Genomic DNA, 18,747 nt, shown 5'->3' with positions numbered 1-18,747 from the left:
CGATCCACATTCATAAGAGGAAAAGCCATGGCCGTTACTGTTGAAACCCTTGAAAAGCTCGAGCGCAAGATCACGCTCAGCCTGCCCGTCACCCTGATCCAGTCTGAAGTGGATTCGCGTCTCAAGCGCCTGGCTCGCACAGTCAAGATGGATGGTTTCCGTCCTGGCAAGGTGCCTCTGAATGTGGTGGCTCAGCGTTATGGCTACTCCGTGCAGTACGAAGTGCTGAACGACAAGGTGGGCGAAGCCTTTGCAACAGCCGCCAACGAAGCCAATCTGCGTGTTGCTGGCCAGCCCCGCATCACCGAGAAGGAAGGCGCTCCTGAAGGTCAAGTCACTTTCGACGCGATCTTTGAAGTGTTCCCCGAAGTCAAGATTGCCGACCTGTCTGGTGCTGAAATCGAAAAGCTGTCTGCTGATGTGACCGATGCGGCCATCGACAAGACCATCGAAATCCTGCGCAAGCAACGCCGCACCTTCGCCCAGCGCGCCGCGGATGCAGCAGCCCAGGACACCGACCGCGTGACTGTGGACTTCGAAGGCAAAATTGACGGTGAGCCCTTTGACGGCGGCAAGGCTGAGAGCTTCCAGTTCCTGGTCGGCGAAGGCCAGATGCTCAAGGAATTTGAAGACGCCGTGCGCGGCATGAAGTCTGGCGAGAGCAAGACTTTCCCTCTGGCATTCCCTGCGGATTACCACGGCAAGGATGTGGCCGGCAAGACCGCCGACTTCCTGGTGACGGTCAAGAAAATCGAAGCTGCCAATCTGCCCGAAGTCAACGACGCCCTGGCCAAGTCCCTGGGTATCGCCGATGGTTCCGTGGAAGGTCTGCGTGCAGACATCAAGAAGAACCTGGAGCGCGAAGTCAAGTTCCGTCTGCTGGCCCGTAACAAGCAAGCCGTGATGGACGCCTTGGTGGCCAAGGCCGAGCTGGATCTGCCCAATGCCAGCGTGCAGGCAGAAATCGCCCGTTTGATGGAAGGTGCACGTGCCGAGCTGAAGCAACGTGGCATCAAGGACGCCGACAAGGCCGAGATTCCAGAAGATGTGTTCCGTCCCCAAGCCGAGCGCCGCGTGCGTCTGGGTCTGGTGGTTGCTGAGCTGGTGCGCGCCAATGAGCTGCAAGCCAAGCCAGAGCAACTGAAGGCCCATATCGACGAGCTGGCAGCCAGCTATGAAAAGCCAGAAGATGTCGTGCGCTGGTACTTCAGCGACCGTCAGCGTCTGGCAGAGGTGGAAGCGGTTGTGATCGAAAACAACGTGACCGAGTTCGTGCTGAGCAAGGCCAAGGTTGTGGACAAGGCCGTGTCGTTCGACGAGCTGATGGGTCAGCAGGGCTAAGCCCTTTGCCGCTGGCAGATCGGCTTGTGAAAGCCGGTGGCAACACCTGACAAGGGGCTTGTGCTTTTCTGCACAAGCCCCAATTCATTTCTGGGTACAGTATCTGCTTGACTGGAGAAAAATATGAGCGCACTGGAAACACAAGGCTTGGGCATGGTCCCAATGGTCATTGAACAGTCGGGCCGTGGTGAGCGGTCTTACGACATTTATTCGCGTCTGCTCAAAGAGCGCGTCATTTTTCTGGTAGGGCCTGTGAACGACCAGACTGCTAACCTGGTGGTGGCGCAGCTGCTGTTCCTGGAAAGTGAAAATCCTGACAAGGACATTTCCTTCTACATCAATTCGCCTGGTGGCTCGGTCAGTGCTGGCATGGCCATTTTCGATACGATGAACTTCATCAAGCCCGATGTGTCTACCCTGTGCACGGGCATGGCAGCCAGCATGGGTGCGTTCCTCCTGGCCGCTGGTGCAAAGGGCAAACGCTTTGCTCTGCCCAACTCCAAGGTCATGATTCACCAGCCTCTGGGCGGCATGCAAGGTCAGGCGACGGAGATCGAGATCCATGCCCGCGAGATTCTGAAGACCCGTGAGCAGCTCAACAAGATCCTTGCCGAGCGCACAGGTCAGCCTCTGGAGAAGATCCAGCGTGACACCGAGCGTGACTACTTCCTATCTGCAGACGAGTCCAAAGACTATGGCCTGGTGGACCAGGTGATCAGCAAGCGCGCCTGATCCCGGCAGAAGACTGGGCGGCGTTTTCCCTCAGGGAAGACGCCGTTTTTATTTGGTTATCATCCTGACAACTTTCCGTAACAAGGCATTGCTCCATGGCCGAGAAAAAAGGCTCTTCCAGCGAAAAAACCCTTTACTGCTCCTTCTGCGGTAAAAGCCAGCATGAGGTAAAGAAGCTGATCGCTGGTCCGTCGGTCTTTATCTGCGACGAGTGCATTGAGCTGTGCAATGAAATCATCCGTGACGAATTGCCTGTCGGCGAACTGTCTAAGGAAGCGCGCAGTGACCTGCCCACGCCTGTAGAGATCAAAACCAATCTCGACAACTACGTCATTGGCCAGGACTTTGCCAAGCGAACCCTCGCAGTTGCGGTCTACAACCACTACAAGCGTCTTCGCCACAAAGACAAGGCGCTCAAGGATGATGTGGAGCTGTCCAAGAGCAATATTTTGCTGATTGGCCCAACGGGCTCGGGCAAGACATTGCTGGCTCAAACCCTGGCCCGGATGTTGGACGTTCCTTTTGTCATGGCAGACGCCACCACATTGACCGAAGCAGGCTATGTGGGTGAGGACGTGGAGAACATCGTCCAAAAGCTGCTGCAAAGCTGTAACTACGATGTGGAGCGCGCACAGCGCGGCATTGTCTACATCGATGAAATCGACAAGATTTCCCGCAAGTCAGACAACCCTTCCATCACGCGCGATGTCTCTGGTGAGGGCGTGCAGCAGGCTTTGCTCAAGCTGATCGAAGGGACTATGGCGAGTGTGCCGCCCCAGGGTGGGCGCAAACATCCCAATCAAGATTTCCTCCAGATCGATACGACCAACATCCTCTTTATCTGCGGGGGCGCCTTCGCTGGTCTGGAGAAGGTGATCGAGAACCGAACAGAAGCTTCGGGAATCGGCTTTGGTGCCGCAGTACGCAGTAAGAAGCAGCGATCACTGACAGATGTCTTCCAGGAAATCGAGCCTGAGGATCTCATCAAGTTCGGCATCATCCCGGAATTGGTGGGGCGCATGCCGGTGGTCACAGCGCTGGCTGAGTTGAGCGAGGATGCCTTGGTGCAGATTCTGACTGAGCCCAAGAATGCGCTGGTCAAGCAGTACAGCAAGCTGTTGAGCATGGAAGGTGTCGAGCTGGAGGTTCGCCCTGCAGCCTTGAAAGCAATCGCACGCAAGGCCTTGGCGCGGAAGACTGGTGCTCGCGGGCTGCGCTCCATCTTGGAGCAGGCGCTGATTGGCACCATGTTTGATCTTCCCAACAGCAGCAATGTTGAAAAGGTGGTGGTGGACGAGTCCACCATCGAAGAGAACAAGCCGCCGCTTCTCGTGTATCGCGAAGCCGCCAAGAAGGCCTGAGAAGCCTTGCGTGGGTGTCATCTCTGATGCTGACACCCGCTCCCTCATCTGCCTATCCGTCAACCCTTGTGCCAGTGAGGCTGCGTGCAAGGGTTGAAAATCCCCGCTTGTGGACCCATTTCCACAGAAATCACTGAGGATTTCCATGTCCGGACATACCCCCCTACCTGCAACCCCCATCGACCTGCCACTGTTGCCTTTGCGCGATGTGGTGGTCTTTCCTCACATGGTCATTCCCTTGTTCGTCGGGCGGCCAAAGAGCATCAAGGCTCTGGAACTGGCGATGGAGTCCGAGCGACGGATCATGCTTGTGGCCCAAAAGGCTGCTGCGAAGGATGAGCCTTCTGTCTCTGACATGTTCGATGTGGGTTGCGTCTCCACGATCCTGCAGATGTTGAAGTTGCCCGATGGCACCGTGAAGGTTCTGGTGGAGGGGCAGCAGCGCGCATTGGTCACTTCCATTGAGGACGCCGAAACGCATTTCACTGCGACGGTTGCGCCTGTGGAGGCCGGTGGTGACACGGGTAAACCCAGCGAAATCGAAGCCCTGCGCCGTGCGGTCATGCAGCAGTTTGATCAGTACGTCAAACTGAACAAGAAGATTCCGCCTGAAATTCTGACCTCTATAGCCAGCATCGATGATCCAGGTCGATTGGCTGACACCATTGCTGCGCACCTTCCCCTCAAGTTGGAAAACAAGCAGGTGGTACTGGACCTCTCCGATGTGAAGGCTCGCCTTGAAAACCTTTTCGAGCAGCTGGATCGCGAGGTGGACATCCTCAATGTCGACAAGAAGATTCGTGGCCGTGTAAAGCGGCAGATGGAGAAGAACCAGCGCGACTTCTATCTCAACGAGCAGGTCAAGGCCATCCAGAAGGAACTCGGCGAGGGCGACGAGGGTGCGGATATCGAAGAGATTGAGAAAAAGATCAAGCTCGCAAAGATGCCCGCTGAAGCCCGCAAAAAGGCCGAAGCGGAGCTGAAGAAGCTCAAGCTGATGTCGCCCATGTCGGCAGAGGCTACCGTGGTCCGCAATTACATTGACGTGCTGACTGCGCTGCCTTGGTCCAAGAAGACCAAAATCAAGCACGACCTCGTGAACGCAGAAGGCGTGCTCAATGAGGATCACTTTGGTCTGGACAAGGTCAAGGACCGCATCCTTGAGTACCTTGCTGTTCAGCAGCGTGTCGACAAGGTCAAAGCCCCCATCCTGTGTCTGGTGGGCCCACCAGGTGTCGGTAAGACTTCTCTGGGGCAATCGATTGCCAAAGCCACTGGGCGTAAATATGTGCGCATGGCTTTGGGTGGTATGCGCGACGAAGCAGAAATCCGTGGCCATCGCCGCACCTACATTGGTGCTCTGCCGGGGAAAGTTTTGCAGAGTCTCTCGAAGGTTGGCACCCGTAATCCGTTGTTCTTGCTGGACGAGATTGACAAGCTGGGCACCGATTTCCGAGGTGATCCTTCCAGTGCGCTGCTGGAGGTTTTGGACCCAGAACAGAACCACACCTTTGGTGATCACTACGTGGAAGTGGATTTTGATCTGAGCGACGTGATGTTTGTCGCCACGTCGAATTCCATGAACATCCCCCCAGCTTTGCTGGACCGGATGGAGGTCATTCGCCTGTCCGGTTACACGGAAGACGAAAAAACCAACATCGCAATGCGCTATTTGCTGCCTAAGCAGCTGGAGAACAACGGTGTGAAGGACGAAGAGCTTTTGGTCACCGAAGGCGCGGTGCGTGACATGGTCCGCTACTACACCCGTGAGGCGGGAGTCCGCTCGCTGGAAAGAGAACTGTCCAAAATCTGCCGCAAGGTAGTGAAGGGGCTGCAGTTGAAAAAGCTGACTCCTCAGGTGGTGGTAACTGAGGACAACCTCCCGGACTTTCTGGGGGTTCGCAAATTCACGTATGGCCGTGCCGAGCAGCAGAACCAGGTGGGGCAGGTTGTGGGTCTTGCCTGGACAGAAGTGGGTGGCGACCTGCTGACCATTGAAGCCGCCACCATGCCGGGCAAAGGGGTGATCACACGCACCGGCTCGTTGGGTGACGTCATGAAGGAGTCCGTCGAGGCTGCGCGCACTGTGGTTCGCAGTCGTGCCAAGTTGCTGGGTATCAAAGATGAAGTCTTTGAAAAGCGTGACGTGCATATTCACGTGCCCGACGGCGCTACACCCAAGGATGGTCCAAGTGCCGGTGCCGCTATGACGACTGCGTTCGTTTCAGCCTTGACTGGTATTCCCGTGCGCGGTGATGTGGCGATGACGGGTGAAATCACTCTCCGTGGTGAGGTTACGGCCATTGGCGGGTTGAAAGAAAAGCTGCTTGCAGCCCTGCGCGGCGGAATCAAGACCGTATTGATTCCTGAGGAAAACGTGAAGGATCTCCAAGAGATTCCCGATAACGTCAAAAGTGGGCTGGAGATCGTTCCCGTCAAATGGATCGACAAGGTGCTTGAGATCGCTCTGGAGCGAAAGCCAGTGCCCCTGTCAGACGAGGAGGCTACTGCCGTGGTCTCCGCAGCGACTGACAAGGCCGTGGCAGCTTCCACTGGCGATTCTTTGAAGCATTAAGCGTTTTTTCTGAAAAGCTCCAAAAAATGCGCTACAATTCACTCCATCGCAGCAAACGTTGTACAATGTGAGGCTTCGGTAAATTGCGGGAATAGCTCAGTTGGTAGAGCGCAACCTTGCCAAGGTTGAGGTCGAGAGTTCGAGACTCTTTTCCCGCTCCAAATTTGAAAAGGGAAGCTAAGCTTCCCTTTTTCGCCAAAGCATTGGATTACGGCGCGGTAGCAAAGCGGTTATGCCCCGGATTGCAAATCCGGTTAGTCCGGTTCGACTCCGGACCGCGCCTCCAGGTTGTGGTTGACACGCAAAGCGTGTCGGGTAAGTTAAAAATTTTTTGATGGTTTGAAAATCAAAAAATTTGGTGTTATAATTTAAGTCACTGCTGATACAGTGATGTGTTGGTAAATGCGGGAATAGCTCAGTTGGTAGAGCGCAACCTTGCCAAGGTTGAGGTCGAGAGTTCGAGACTCTTTTCCCGCTCCATATTCAAAAGGGAAGCTTTGGCTTCCCTTTTTTCTTGGTTCGGTCGCTGCGAGGAATTTCGTGCATGTCTTGTGCGCGTTAACATGGGCCTTCGCATGCGCCAGGGTCAGGCGGCTGTCCTTCAGGTAGGCTGCGCCCCGATGGTGAAATTGGTAGACACTGCGGACTTAAAATCCGCCGCTTCCTGAAAAGGGGCGTGCCGGTTCGACCCCGGCTCGGGGCACCACTACGATTCAATCATGTCAAGTTACAACGCTCCCTTCGAAATTCACGTCCACGGACAGGTGCAACTCCGTGCCGATGCAGACTTCGATCAGCTTCAAGAGGCTCTGAAGCCTTTGTGGAAGTATGCAGGAGCCCGTTCTTTGGCGGATGGCGCTGCCAGCGCCTATGAAGAAGAGCCTGGCATCAAGTTTGATCCCAAAGAGCACCTTCTGCAGATGTGTTGGACCGTGCGGGGGGATGATGACTTTCGCCAGTCGCTGGACGAGATGTGCATGAGCCTGAACGAGCTTTGCGAGGTAGGGGCTGCCCTCGAAGTGACCTTCTACGATGCTGAGTTCGAAGAGGAAGATGGTCGTGAAGGTGCAGAATCTCGCGACGACTTCTTGATGCTTTTCGTGGGGCCCACCCCTGCTGCCATCATGCAGATCCAGCGTGATTTGCTCGTTCAGGATGTCGTCAACATGATGGAGCGTCATTTTGATGGTGCCGAGCTTGGGGGCGTTGTTGCTGAGATCGACAAGCTTTTCACTCAGCGTTTCGATGCCCTTGTGAACTCGCTGGAAATCGGCAAGCCCCCTCGCGGGCCTGGTGGCGCGGCAGGCGGCCATGGTGGCGGGCGTCGTCCGCGCCATCTGCATTAACCAACCCGGATAACGGGGTCGCCTGCTGAACCGGGCGACATCCCTTTGGGTGTCTGATGCCATCGCAGCTCAACCTCTCTTACCTCGGGGCTTACCCTCAGACCTTGAGAGATCAAGCGCGCGATCTCCTGACCCAAGGAAAAATGGCGCAGGTGCTTTTGCGCCGATATCCCGAGCCGCACGCGATCCGCAGTGATAAAGGCTTGTTCGAGTTCGTCGCAGACATCAAAAGCCAGTATCTACGCCAAGCGGGCACGCTCAACAAGGTCTTGTTTGATAACAAGATCCATGTGGTGCGCAATGCCTTGGGCTTGCACACCGCGGTTTCTCGTGTCCAGGGTGGTCGGCTGACAGCCAAGCACGAGATTCGCATAGCAGCGCTTTTCAAGCAGGTGCCCGAGGCTTTTTTGCGCATGATCGTGGTCCACGAACTTGCCCATCTCCGCGAGAAGGAGCATGACAAGGCTTTCTACAAGCTCTGCGAATACATGGAGCCTCAATACCATCAACTGGAACTGGATGTCCGTCTGTACCTCACGCACTTGGAGTACACCGGAGAGAGGCTCTGGGAGAGTGCGTGATATGAGTTTGCTATTTAATTGATAGCTGCTCGCGCTTTACCTGTAAGCGCAAGAACTATTTATACCGCTACGTGCTGGCACTGGTCCGAAGAGATGCCCATCCAACGCAAGGCCGCTGCCTCCAGCATCTCTACAGCACCGGTAGTCAAAAGGCGCAATTCGGCAGATTGGGTCGTCTGCTGATTTTCTGGACTTAAAAGTCCTGCACTTTCCAGCAGCCGGCGGGTTTGCCTGGCGACGGGTTGTCCTGTTTCAATCAGTTGGACATGCGGTCCGGCAAGCGCCCTTAATTCGTGGGCGACAAAAATGTAGTGCGTGCATCCCAGCACCAGGGTGTCGATCTGGCCAGGGGACTTGCCAAACTTCCCCATGGCCTGGAGGTACTTTGTGCAAAGCGCTCCAGTTTCAGTGGCTCCCACATCTGGCCCTTCTGCGTCAGAGGGGGGAGGCGCCACGCTGCGCTCAATCGCGTGCGCCAGACCATCACAAGGTTGAACCACCCATGACGCTTGGGACCGCACGGAATCCAGCAGCTTGTTGAATTTGGTGCTGCCCAGGGTGCCGCGTGTGCCGATGACGCCAATTCGGCCTGTTCGGGTGGCAGCTACCGCCGGTTTCAGTGCGGGCTCGACACCCACCAGCGGCAACGTCGGGTGAGCGCTACGCACTTCATGAATGGCCGCCGCTGTCGCCGTATTGCAGGCGACGACCAAGGCTTTGATGCCGTGGGTTCTGAGCAGGTAGTCGCTGATGGCATGGGTTCTGGCGGCCACATACGAATCCCCACGCTCCCCATAAGGTGCGTTGGCGCTGTCGGCAAGGTATACAAAGCGCTCATGCGGCAGCTCCGCTTGCAGTGCTTTCAATACGCTGAGGCCACCGACCCCGCTGTCAAAGACGCCAATGGGTTTTTGATGGCCTGCTTGGGGGCTGCCAGGCCCTGTCTGATCTGATGCCATGACTTGGCAGTTTTGGTGGGGTGAAGATTTGCTTGAGAAGCGGCAGAGAGTCCTGCCCTTGAAACTGCGGTAACGGCAAAACCCGGAACGCCGGCCCCGGGTTTTGCCATCAGATCATCAGGCAGCGGCTACGCTGATGCCTTTGAACTCGCCAGAAGCAATGCGCTTTTGCCATTCAGCAGGACCTGTGATGTGCGCGCTGGTGCCGCCAGCGTCCACCGCCACGGTCACGGGCATGTCCACCACGTCGAACTCGTAGATGGCTTCCATGCCCAAGTCCTCAAAGCCCACCACTTTGGCGTTTTTGATGGCCTTGGAAACGAGGTAAGCGGCACCGCCCACCGCCATCAGATAGGCGGATTTATGGTTCTTGATGGCTTCGATGGCGACTGGGCCGCGCTCCGACTTGCCGATCATGGCGATCAGTCCGGTCTGGGCCAGCATCATGTCCGTGAACTTGTCCATGCGTGTGGCGGTCGTGGGGCCAGCAGGGCCCACCACTTCATCGCGCACGGGGTCCACGGGGCCCACGTAGTAGATCACCCGGTTGGTGAAGTCCACGGGCAGCTTCTCGCCCTTGGCCAGCATGTCCTGAATGCGCTTGTGGGCGGCATCACGGCCCGTGAGCATCTTGCCGTTGAGCAGCAGGGTCTGGCCTGGCTTCCAGTTGGCCACCTGCTCCTTGGTGAGGGTGTTGAGGTCCACGCGTGTGGACTTGTTGTAGTCAGGGGCCCAGTCAATTTTGGGCCACAAGTCCAGAGAGGGGGCTTCCAGGTATACGGGGCCAGAGCCGTCCATCACGAAATGGGCGTGGCGTGTGGCCGCGCAGTTGGGGATCATGGCCACGGGCTTGGAGGCTGCGTGCGTGGGGTACATGTTGATCTTGATGTCCAGCACGGTGGTCAGCCCACCCAGGCCCTGTGCGCCAATGCCCAAGGCGTTGACCTTTTCGAACAGCTCCAGGCGCAGTTCTTCCACCTGATCCAGCTTTTCACCACGGGCCGCCTTCTGTTGCAGCTCGTACATGTTCAGGTCTTCCATCAGGCTTTCCTTTGCCAGCAGCACGGCTTTTTCCGCAGTACCGCCAATGCCGATGCCCAACATGCCCGGAGGGCACCATCCCGCACCCATGGTGGGCACTGTCTTCAGCACCCAGTCCACCAGGTTGTCGCTGGGGTTCATCATGATCATCTTGGACTTGTTCTCCGAGCCGCCGCCTTTGGCTGCCACGGTCACGTCCAGCTTGTTGCCAGGCACGATCTGCACGCTGATCACTGCCGGAGTGTTGTCCTTGGTGTTCTTGCGGGCGAACTGGGGGTCTGCCACTACGGATGCACGCAGAGTGTTGTCGGGGTGGTTGTAGCCACGACGCACGCCTTCGTTGATGGCGTCTTCCAGGCCCATCGTGAAGCCTTCCCACTTCACATCCATGCCGACCTTCAGGAACACATTGACGATGCCGGTGTCCTGGCAGATGGGGCGCTGGCCTGTGGCACTCATCTTGGAGTTGGTGAGGATCTGCGCCATGGCATCTTTGGCTGCCGGGCTTTGTTCACGCTCATAAGCACGAGCCAAGTGCTGGATGAAGTCAGGGGTGTGGTAGTAGCTGATGTACTGCAAGGCACCAGCGATGGATTCGATCAGGTCTTCTTGGCGAATGGATGTCGTGGTCATGGCGGGAATGGTTATGGGAGAAATCGACAGCCCTCGATTATCCCTCTGCGGGCTTGCGTGGTTCTGTCAGGGGCCTTGTCCCTGCCTTGATGGAGTCCTGCACGAGGTCTTTGAACAGGTTCTTACACGCAGCGTCTGGCTTGACCTGCTTGTGCAAAGCGCTGCTCGGTCGTTATGCTGGGCGTAATGCACCTGTGCGCTGCCAACCTGGGCGCTGCCAGTTGGGTTTGCCTCATGGTGTGGCTCGTTGGCGTGTTCACGCTTGTTTTCTTCACACCCAGGACTTCGATATGACACTTCAGAATGGCAAAGCGGCTGCACACAGAACCGAGCGCGATACCTTTGGTCCCATTGAAGTCCCCGCCCGACGCCTGTGGGGCGCGCAGACACAGCGGTCTTTGCACCACTTTGCCATTTCAGGTGAGCGCATGCCTACCGAGTTAATACGCGCGCTCGCGCAGGTTAAACGGGCCAGCGCCTACGTCAACCACGATCTGGGTTTGCTGGATGCCACCCGCACCACGGCCATTGTGGCTGCGTGCGATGAAGTGATTGCGGGAGCCCACGAAGAGGAGTTTCCGCTAGTGGTATGGCAGACCGGCTCGGGCACCCAGACCAACATGAACATGAACGAGGTGCTGGCAAACCGTGCCAGCGAGTTGCTCAGTGGCCCGCGCGGGGAGGGGCGGCTGGTGCATCCCAACGATGATGTCAACAAGAGCCAGTCCAGCAACGACGTGTTTCCCACGGCAATGCATCTCGCAGCTGTTGATGCGTTGACCCACAGGCTTTTGCCTGCTTTGCATGGGCTGCGTGCAACTCTTGCCGCCAAGGCCCAGGCCTATGCCGACATTGTGAAGATAGGACGTACCCATCTGCAGGACGCTACCCCCCTGACCTTGGGGCAGGAGATTTCTGGCTGGGTTGCACAGCTGGAGCATGCGGAGCGGCATCTTCGTGCAGCAATGCCGCATCTGTGCGAGCTGGCCTTGGGGGGCACGGCCGTGGGGACGGGGCTGAATGCCCCCGCAGGCTACGCAGCGGCAGTTGCCAAAGAACTGGCTGAGCTGACGGGGCTGAATCTGGTCAGTGCGCCGAACAAATTCGAGGCGTTGGCAACCTGTGATGCCCTGGTCCATGCCCATGGTGCGCTGAAGGGGCTTGCAGCAAGCCTGATGAAAATTGCCAATGATGTGCGTTGGCTGGCCAGTGGCCCCCGCAGTGGCCTGGGTGAAATTTCCATTCCAGAGAACGAGCCTGGCTCGTCCATCATGCCTGGCAAGGTCAACCCCACGCAGTGCGAGGCGCTGACCATGGCCTGTGCACAGGTCATGGGCAATGACGTGGCGATTGGAGTGGGCGGCGCGTCAGGCAATTTCGAGCTGAATGTGTTTCGCCCGATGGTGATACACAACTTCTTGCAGAGTGTGCGGCTGATGGCGGACGGCATGCGCAGCTTTGATCAGCACTGTGCCGTAGGGATTGAGCCCAACCATGAGCGTATTGACGAACTGGTGGAGAGGTCCCTCATGCTGGTGACAGCCCTGAATCCTCATATTGGCTATGACAAGGCGGCCTTTATCGCCAAGAAAGCACACAAGGAAGGGCTCAGCCTGCGGGAGGCCGCCCTTGCCTCTGGATTTGTCAGCGCCGAAGAGTTTGATGCTTGGGTGGTGCCCAGCCTCATGGTGTGAGGCTGGGGCCAGGACCCGTGGTGTGCAGCTGATTGATCAGTGGCTTTCGGAGTGCGACATGAGGCGGTCCGTCAGCGCAATGGCCAAAGCGCTCAGCAGGAACGCGATATGGATGATGGTCTGCCACATCAGCACCTTGAGATCGTAGTTTGCGGCGTTGATGAAGGTTTTGAGCAGGTGGATGGAGCTGATTCCGATGATGGCCGTTGCCAGCTTCACCTTCAGAACGGATGCGTTCACGTGGCTGAGCCATTCAGGCTGATCGGGGTGGTCTTCCAGGTGCAGGCGCGAGACAAAGGTCTCGTAACCTCCCACGATCACCATGATGAGCAGGTTGGAGATCATCACCACGTCGATCAGTGCAAGCACGACCAGCATGATGATCGTTTCATTGAGCGCGGTGGGCTCGAAATCGCTCTTGTAACCAATACTGGCGACCAGTTTCTGGAGTGCGGCGGTGTTCCCGAAAGCGGCCTCCACCAGATGCACCAGTTCCACCCAGAAGTGGAAAACGTACACGGCCTGCGCCAGTATCAGTCCCAGATACAGCGGCAGCTGCAACCAGCGGCTGGCAAAAATCAGTGAGGGCAGGGGGCGCAGGGGCGCTGGTGGTTTCTGTGGATTGGACATGCGAGCCTGTCTTGGATGGTTATCTGGAGGTGCGCGATTTTAGGAGGCCCGCATGACACCACAACTGCCAAGGGCTAACCCTAGGTCTGGCAGGCTCTTATAGGCCTGTTCCAGTCAGTAGCATGTAAGTGCTGCAGAAGAAAGTACCCTGCAATTCTTATTTCAATCACCCAGGAGACAACACCATGAGTGCGACCACATCTGCCATCGAGTCCGTGCTGGTAGAGAACCGCGTATTTCCGCCATCTGACGCTACCGTCAAGGCTGCGCGTGTTTCGGGCATGGCAGGGTACGAGGCATTGTGCAAGGAGGCTGAAGCAGACTTCGAAGGCTTCTGGGCCAAGCAAGCCAGGGCCCATGTGCGGTGGACCAAGCCCTTCACCCGCACGCTGGACGAATCCAACGCACCGTTCTTTCGCTGGTTTGACGATGGCGAGTTGAACGCCAGCGCCAATTGCCTGGACAAGCACATTGGCACCCCCACGGAAAACAAGACGGCTATCGTCTTCGAAGCCGATGACGGCACGGTCACCAAGATCACCTACAAGGAGTTACTGGCGCGGGTGAGCCAGTTTGCCAATGCACTCAAGGCCCACGGTGTCGCCAAGGGCGACCGTGTTTTGATTTACATGCCCATGACCATCGAGGGCGTGATTGCCATGCAGGCTTGCGCCCGCATTGGCGCTACGCACAGTGTGGTTTTTGGCGGCTTCAGCGCCAAGGCAGTGCACGAACGCATCATTGACGCGGGTGCGGTGGCCGTCATCACCGCCAACTTCCAGATGCGTGGTGGCAAGGAGTTGCCGCTCAAGTCCATCATCGACGAAGCCCTCGCCATGGGGGGCTGCGACACCATCCGTAACGTGTTTGTGTACCAGCGCACGGCCACGGCCTGCAACATGGTGCAAGGGCGGGACAAGACCTTTGCCGAAGCGCTGGAAGGGCAAAGCACTGAATGCGCCCCCGTGGCTGTGGGGGCAGAGCACCCGCTGTTCATCCTCTACACGAGCGGATCCACCGGAAAGCCCAAGGGCGTGCAGCACAGCACCGGCGGCTATCTGCTGTGGGCGAAGATGACCATGGACTGGACATTTGATCTGCGCCCTGACGATGTGTTCTGGTGTACGGCAGACATTGGCTGGATTACCGGCCATACCTATGTGGCATACGGGCCTCTGGCGGCAGGTGCAACGCAGATCATTTTTGAAGGCATCCCCACCTTCCCGAACGCGGGCCGCTTCTGGCAGATGATTGAGCGCCACAAGTGCACCATTTTCTACACCGCGCCGACGGCCATTCGCTCTCTCATCAAGGCTGCTGAAGGAGATGCGGCCGTGCATCCCGCGCGTTCGGATCTGTCCAGTCTGCGCATCCTCGGCAGCGTGGGCGAGCCTATCAACCCCGAAGCCTGGATGTGGTACTACAAGAACGTGGGTGGCGAGCGCTGCCCCATTGTGGACACCTTCTGGCAGACCGAAACGGGTGGCCACGTCATCACCCCCTTGCCAGGTGCTACGCCACTGGTTCCCGGCAGTTGCACGCTGCCTCTGCCAGGCATCACCGCAGCCATCGTGGATGAAATGGGCAATGATGTGCCCAACGGCTCGGGTGGCATTCTGGTCATCAAAAAGCCATGGCCGTCGATGATTCGCACCATCTGGAACGACCCGGAGCGTTTCAAGAAGAGCTACTTCCCTGAAGAGCTCAAAGGTTATTACCTGGCTGGCGACGGGGCTGTTCGCAGTGCCGACCGGGGCTATTTCCGCATCACTGGCCGTATTGACGACGTGCTGAACGTATCAGGCCACCGCATGGGCACGATGGAGATTGAGTCGGCCCTGGTTGCCAAGACAGATCTGGTGGCTGAGGCTGCCGTGGTGGGCCGCCCCGACGATGTGACGGGCGAGGCCATCTGTGCCTTTGTGGTGCTCAAGCGAGCCCGACCCACCGGCGAAGAAGCCAAGCAGATCGCCAACGAGTTGCGCAACTGGGTTGCCAAGGAAATCGGCCCCATTGCCAAGCCCAAAGACATCCGGTTCGGTGACAACCTGCCCAAAACCCGCAGTGGCAAGATCATGCGCCGCCTTTTGCGCAGTATTGCCAAGGGGGAGTCCATCACCCAGGACACCAGTACCTTGGAAAATCCCGCCATCCTCGACCAGCTGGCGCAAACCAACTGATGCATTGATGGCGAGAGGGGCACGCCCCGTATCCACCCAAAGCGCCCGCTCTGCCGGGCGCTTTTTTCATGGCGGCTCGCTCTTTGACCGGGGGAGTTATGTGGAACAGCCCTTGGGTATTCGCCTGTTCTGTAGGATGGCGCCGCGATTTGCATCGCAGCCCGTGTGGTGTAACCCGGATGCGTTACAACAGGCGCTGATGCGGAACCCGTCCCGATCTCCTGTGGCGGGCGCGATTCAAATACCTCCGCGGGAAACCACTGAAAAGGACCATTCCATGAAAATGCTCTCGACACTTCTGTTGTTGATCATTGCCGCCATTGCTACGGTGGCAGCCCTGAACTGGGAAGCACTGTCCGTTGTCACAGCCGTTTCTGTAGGACTCGCCACCTTTGATGCCCCACTGGGCTTGCTCATGCTAGGTCTTACGGCCTTGCTTGGCGTCCTGCTGGTGGCTTATGTGCTTTCGCTCCAGGGCACGGTTCTGTTGGAAACGCGCCGCCACACGAAAGAAATGCAGGCGCAGCGTGAGCTGGCAGACAAAGCGGAAGCATCTCGGTTTACCGAACTGCGCGCATTTCTGGAAAACCAGCACACCATGGGGCACACCACCCTCATGAACCGGCTCGACAGCCTGGAGACCCGGCTCACCGCGCGCGCCCAGGAAACGGACAACACCACTGCTGCCTATGTGGGGCAGCTTGAGCAGAGGCTGGTCAGCGGCCCTGCCTCTACGCCTTGAGAAGCCCAGGGCCATGGCGAGGAGTTCACTCCCGCAGGCTCTCTAACCCGATTCAAAGAAAAAAAGCCGCAGGCGATAAGGCCTTCGGCTTTTTTACGCAGCTGCAGATCACTGCAGCTTGAGCGGCGAAGTTACTTGATGGACAGAACCCAGGCAGCCAGCTTCTTCGCTTCTGCTTCATTCACCTGAGCGTTGGCGGGCATGGGAACGGGGCCCCAAACGCCAGAGCCGCCCTTGATGATCTTGGTGGCCAGCTTGTCCACAGCGTCCTTCTGGCCTGCGTACTTGGCGGCCACATCTTTGTAAGCAGGGCCCACCAGCTTCTTGTCCACTGCGTGGCAGGCCATGCAGTTCTTGGACGTAGCCAGTGCTTGGTCAGCCATGGCGGGGGCTGCAACGGCAAGCGTCATGGCGATGGTGATCAGGGCACGTTTCATGGTGGGTTTTCCTGTGGTTAGGTTACAGTTCTTTTAACGCGATTGTAGTGAAGCGGGTTGACCAGTGGTTGTCTTTGGTCAACGAATGCGACACACGTTACCTGGGGGAACCTGCTATGTATCTGTTAGGCGTTTCGTTGCTGCTGCTTTTGCTCAAGTACATGGAAATCGGCCCGGTAGCCAACTGGTCCTGGTGGGTGATTGTGGGCTCGTTTGGTGCCACGGCTGCTTGGTGGTGGTGGGCTGACGCCACCGGCTACACCAAGCGCAAGGCTGTAGAGCGCATGGAGCAGCGCAAGCAGGACCGCATCAACAAAAACAAGGAAGCCCTGGGCATGCGCCCACGCAAGCCGCGCTGACCTGCCGTCAGCCGGTTTCAGCGCCTTGGCAGGGGGGCTATTCCCCCTGTGCGTCGGGGCTGCTCCCGTTCAGTCCCGAAAACCGCTGGGGGATAATTCCCCCGCACTTTTCGATCTCCGATAAACCCATCTCCCAACTCACGATGCCCGTCTACCGTTCCAAAACATCCACTGCTGGTCGCAACATGGCTGGTGCCCGCTCGCTGTGGCGTGCCACCGGCATGAAGGATGACGATTTCAGCAAGCCCATCATCGCGGTGGTGAACTCGTTCACGCAGTTTGTGCCCGGGCATGTGCACCTCAAGGACCTGGGTCAACTGGTGGCGCGAGAGATTGAGGCGGCGGGCGGTGTGGCCAAAGAGTTCAACACCATCGCCGTGGACGACGGCATTGCCATGGGCCACGACGGCATGTTGTATTCGCTGCCCAGCCGCGACATCATTGCCGACTCGGTGGAGTACATGGTCAACGCGCACTGCGCAGATGCCATGGTGTGCATCTCCAACTGCGACAAGATCACCCCCGGCATGCTTATGGCCGCCATGCGGTTGAACATTCCGGTGGTGTTCGTCTCGGGCGGCCCCATGGAGGCTGGCAAGGTCAAGTTGGCCAACCCACAGACCCAAAAGATCGAATTCAAGAAGCTCGACCTGATCGACGCCATGGTGATGGCCGCCGACGATAAGGTCAGCGATGCCGAAGTGGCTGAGGTGGAGCGCTCTGCCTGCCCCACCTGCGGCTCCTGCTCTGGCATGTTCACGGCCAACTCCATGAACTGCCTGACCGAAGCCCTGGGCCTGTCGCTGCCCGGCAACGGCACGGTGGTGGCTACCCACGCAGACCGTGAACAGCTCTTCAAGCGCGCAGGCCGCCTGGCGGTGGAACTGTGCAAGCGCTACTACGAAGAAGAGGACGCCACTGTGCTGCCGCGCTCCATGGGCTTCAAGGCCTTTGAGAACGCCATGACGCTGGACATCGCCATGGGCGGCTCCACCAACACCATCCTGCACATCCTGGCCATTGCGCAAGAGGCCGAGATCAACTTCACCATGGCGGACATCGACCGCCTGTCGCGTTCGGTGCCCCAGCTGTGCAAGGTGGCACCCAACACCAACAAGTACCACATCGAAGACGTGCACCGTGCAGGCGGCATCTACGGCATCCTGGGCGAGCTGGACCGTGCGGGCAAGCTGCACACCGATGTGCCCACCGTGCACAGCAAGAGCCTGAAGGAAGCGCTGGACGCGTGGGACATCAAGCGCAACCCGTCTGATGCGGTGAAGACCTTCTACATGGCGGGCCCCGCAGGCATCCCCACCCAGGTGGCGTTCAGCCAGAGCACCCGCTGGCCCAGCCTGGATACCGACCGTGCCGAAGGCTGCATCCGCGCCTACGAACACGCTTTCTCGAAGGAAGGCGGCTTGGCCGTGCTGACTGGCAACATCGCCAAGGACGGCTGTGTGGTCAAAACAGCGGGCGTGGACGAATCCATCCTGGTGTTTGAAGGCCCCGCCCACGTTGTCGAGTCGCAGGACGAAGCCGTGGCCAACATCCTGGCTGACAAGGTCAAGGCAGGCGATGTGGTGATCGTGCGCTATGAAGGCCCCAAGGGCGGCCCCGGCATGCAAGAGATGCTGTACCCCACCAGCTACATCAAGTCCAAAGGCCTGGGCAAAGCCTGCGCGCTGCTGACAGATGGCCGCTTCTCTGGCGGCACATCGGGCCTGTCCATCGGCCACTGCTCGCCTGAGGCGGCTGCCGGTGGTGCCATCGGCCTGGTGAAGAACGGTGACCGCATCCGCATCGACATCCCTAACCGCAGCATCAACGTGCTGGTGTCTGACGAAGAACTGGCCAAGCGCCGCGCCGAGCAGGACGCCAAGGGCTGGAAGCCCGCACAGCCACGTTCACGCAAGGTGTCCGCCGCACTCAAGGCCTACGCCAAGCTGGTCATGTCGGCCGACAAGGGCGCTGTGCGCGATCTGTCGTTGCTGGACGACTGAGAGGCTCGCTCTCGGCAGTCATAGGCTCCAGCCATCGCCACCAGCGCAGCGGCGCACTTGTGGTGGCTTGGCTGGATGCACTGACCCAATGCAAAAGGCCGCCAGGCATCACTGCCTGGCGGCCTTTTTTTAT

The 18,747-nt window shown here is 58.1% G+C and carries 15 protein-coding genes and 4 tRNA genes; 15 read left to right on the top strand and 4 right to left on the bottom strand.

Annotated features, from left to right (window positions below; translation table 11 throughout):
• Positions 1–27 precede the first annotated feature (27 nt).
• The 10 genes from tig to AACH87_RS13705 all read left to right on the top strand — a co-directional run bounded on the left by tig (position 28) and on the right by AACH87_RS13705 (position 7,936).
• A complete protein-coding gene (gene tig / locus AACH87_RS13750; protein WP_338795023.1) occupies positions 28–1,341 on the top strand; it encodes a trigger factor in 1,314 nt (437 codons plus the stop codon).
• Between the two features lie 123 nt (positions 1,342–1,464).
• The gene (clpP, locus tag AACH87_RS13745) at positions 1,465–2,073 is read left to right on the top strand and encodes an ATP-dependent Clp endopeptidase proteolytic subunit ClpP (RefSeq protein WP_338795022.1); all 609 of its coding nucleotides are present in this window, start codon (positions 1,465–1,467) and stop codon (positions 2,071–2,073) included.
• A gap of 95 nt (positions 2,074–2,168) precedes the next feature.
• Positions 2,169–3,434 carry an ATP-dependent Clp protease ATP-binding subunit ClpX gene (gene clpX, locus AACH87_RS13740; protein ID WP_338795021.1) on the top strand — a complete coding sequence of 422 codons (1,266 nt, stop codon included), beginning with the start codon at positions 2,169–2,171 and terminating at the stop codon, positions 3,432–3,434.
• 145 nt (positions 3,435–3,579) lie between these two features.
• Positions 3,580–6,009: an endopeptidase La gene (lon, locus tag AACH87_RS13735; protein WP_338795020.1), complete on the top strand. Its 2,430-nt coding sequence runs from the start codon at positions 3,580–3,582 to the stop codon at positions 6,007–6,009.
• A gap of 85 nt (positions 6,010–6,094) precedes the next feature.
• Positions 6,095–6,170, top strand: a tRNA-Gly gene (locus tag AACH87_RS13730).
• Positions 6,171–6,221: 51 nt separating this feature from the next.
• A tRNA-Cys gene (locus tag AACH87_RS13725) sits at positions 6,222–6,295 on the top strand.
• A 118-nt stretch (positions 6,296–6,413) separates the two neighbouring features.
• Positions 6,414–6,489, top strand: a tRNA-Gly gene (locus AACH87_RS13720).
• 134 nt (positions 6,490–6,623) lie between these two features.
• A tRNA-Leu gene (locus tag AACH87_RS13715) sits at positions 6,624–6,715 on the top strand.
• A 13-nt stretch (positions 6,716–6,728) separates the two neighbouring features.
• Positions 6,729–7,355, top strand: a complete 627-nt coding sequence (locus AACH87_RS13710; protein ID WP_338795019.1) for a DUF6806 family protein — start codon at positions 6,729–6,731, stop codon at positions 7,353–7,355.
• 56 nt (positions 7,356–7,411) lie between these two features.
• Positions 7,412–7,936, top strand: a complete 525-nt coding sequence (locus AACH87_RS13705) for a YgjP-like metallopeptidase domain-containing protein (protein ID WP_338795018.1) — start codon at positions 7,412–7,414, stop codon at positions 7,934–7,936.
• Positions 7,937–7,995: 59 nt separating this feature from the next.
• On the opposite strand, the gene AACH87_RS13700 is transcribed toward AACH87_RS13705, so the two are convergent.
• Entirely contained in the window at positions 7,996–8,895 is a 900-nt protein-coding gene (locus tag AACH87_RS13700; RefSeq protein WP_338795017.1) for a glutamate racemase, read from the bottom strand.
• 117 nt (positions 8,896–9,012) lie between these two features.
• Positions 9,013–10,569, bottom strand: a complete 1,557-nt coding sequence (locus AACH87_RS13695; RefSeq protein ID WP_338795016.1) for a fumarate hydratase — start codon at positions 10,567–10,569, stop codon at positions 9,013–9,015.
• 290 nt (positions 10,570–10,859) lie between these two features.
• On the opposite strand from AACH87_RS13695, the gene fumC reads away from it, so the two are divergent.
• Entirely contained in the window at positions 10,860–12,263 is a 1,404-nt protein-coding gene (fumC, locus tag AACH87_RS13690) for a class II fumarate hydratase (RefSeq protein ID WP_338795015.1), read from the top strand.
• 36 nt (positions 12,264–12,299) lie between these two features.
• Here fumC and AACH87_RS13685 read toward each other — a convergent pair whose 3' ends face one another.
• A complete protein-coding gene (locus AACH87_RS13685; RefSeq protein ID WP_338795014.1) occupies positions 12,300–12,893 on the bottom strand; it encodes a TIGR00645 family protein in 594 nt (197 codons plus the stop codon).
• Positions 12,894–13,078: 185 nt separating this feature from the next.
• Between AACH87_RS13685 and acs the strand changes: the two genes are divergently transcribed.
• Positions 13,079–15,073: an acetate--CoA ligase gene (gene acs / locus AACH87_RS13680; RefSeq protein WP_338795012.1), complete on the top strand. Its 1,995-nt coding sequence runs from the start codon at positions 13,079–13,081 to the stop codon at positions 15,071–15,073.
• Between the two features lie 277 nt (positions 15,074–15,350).
• Positions 15,351–15,815, top strand: a complete 465-nt coding sequence (locus tag AACH87_RS13675) for a LapA family protein (protein ID WP_338798960.1) — start codon at positions 15,351–15,353, stop codon at positions 15,813–15,815.
• A gap of 131 nt (positions 15,816–15,946) precedes the next feature.
• Here AACH87_RS13675 and AACH87_RS13670 read toward each other — a convergent pair whose 3' ends face one another.
• On the bottom strand, positions 15,947–16,252 hold the full coding sequence (locus AACH87_RS13670) for a c-type cytochrome (RefSeq protein ID WP_338795011.1): 306 nt from the start codon (positions 16,250–16,252) through the stop codon (positions 15,947–15,949).
• A gap of 116 nt (positions 16,253–16,368) precedes the next feature.
• Between AACH87_RS13670 and AACH87_RS13665 the strand changes: the two genes are divergently transcribed.
• Together AACH87_RS13665 and ilvD are read left to right on the top strand one after the other, a co-directional pair.
• Entirely contained in the window at positions 16,369–16,611 is a 243-nt protein-coding gene (locus tag AACH87_RS13665; RefSeq protein ID WP_338795010.1) for a TIGR04438 family Trp-rich protein, read from the top strand.
• A 143-nt stretch (positions 16,612–16,754) separates the two neighbouring features.
• Positions 16,755–18,614: a dihydroxy-acid dehydratase gene (gene ilvD / locus AACH87_RS13660; protein ID WP_338795009.1), complete on the top strand. Its 1,860-nt coding sequence runs from the start codon at positions 16,755–16,757 to the stop codon at positions 18,612–18,614.
• Positions 18,615–18,747 lie beyond the last annotated feature (133 nt).

This window comes from Acidovorax sp. DW039, from assembly GCF_037101375.1.
Classification (GTDB): domain Bacteria; phylum Pseudomonadota; class Gammaproteobacteria; order Burkholderiales; family Burkholderiaceae_C; genus Acidovorax.
This window is presented reverse-complemented; position numbering and strand designations above follow the sequence as displayed.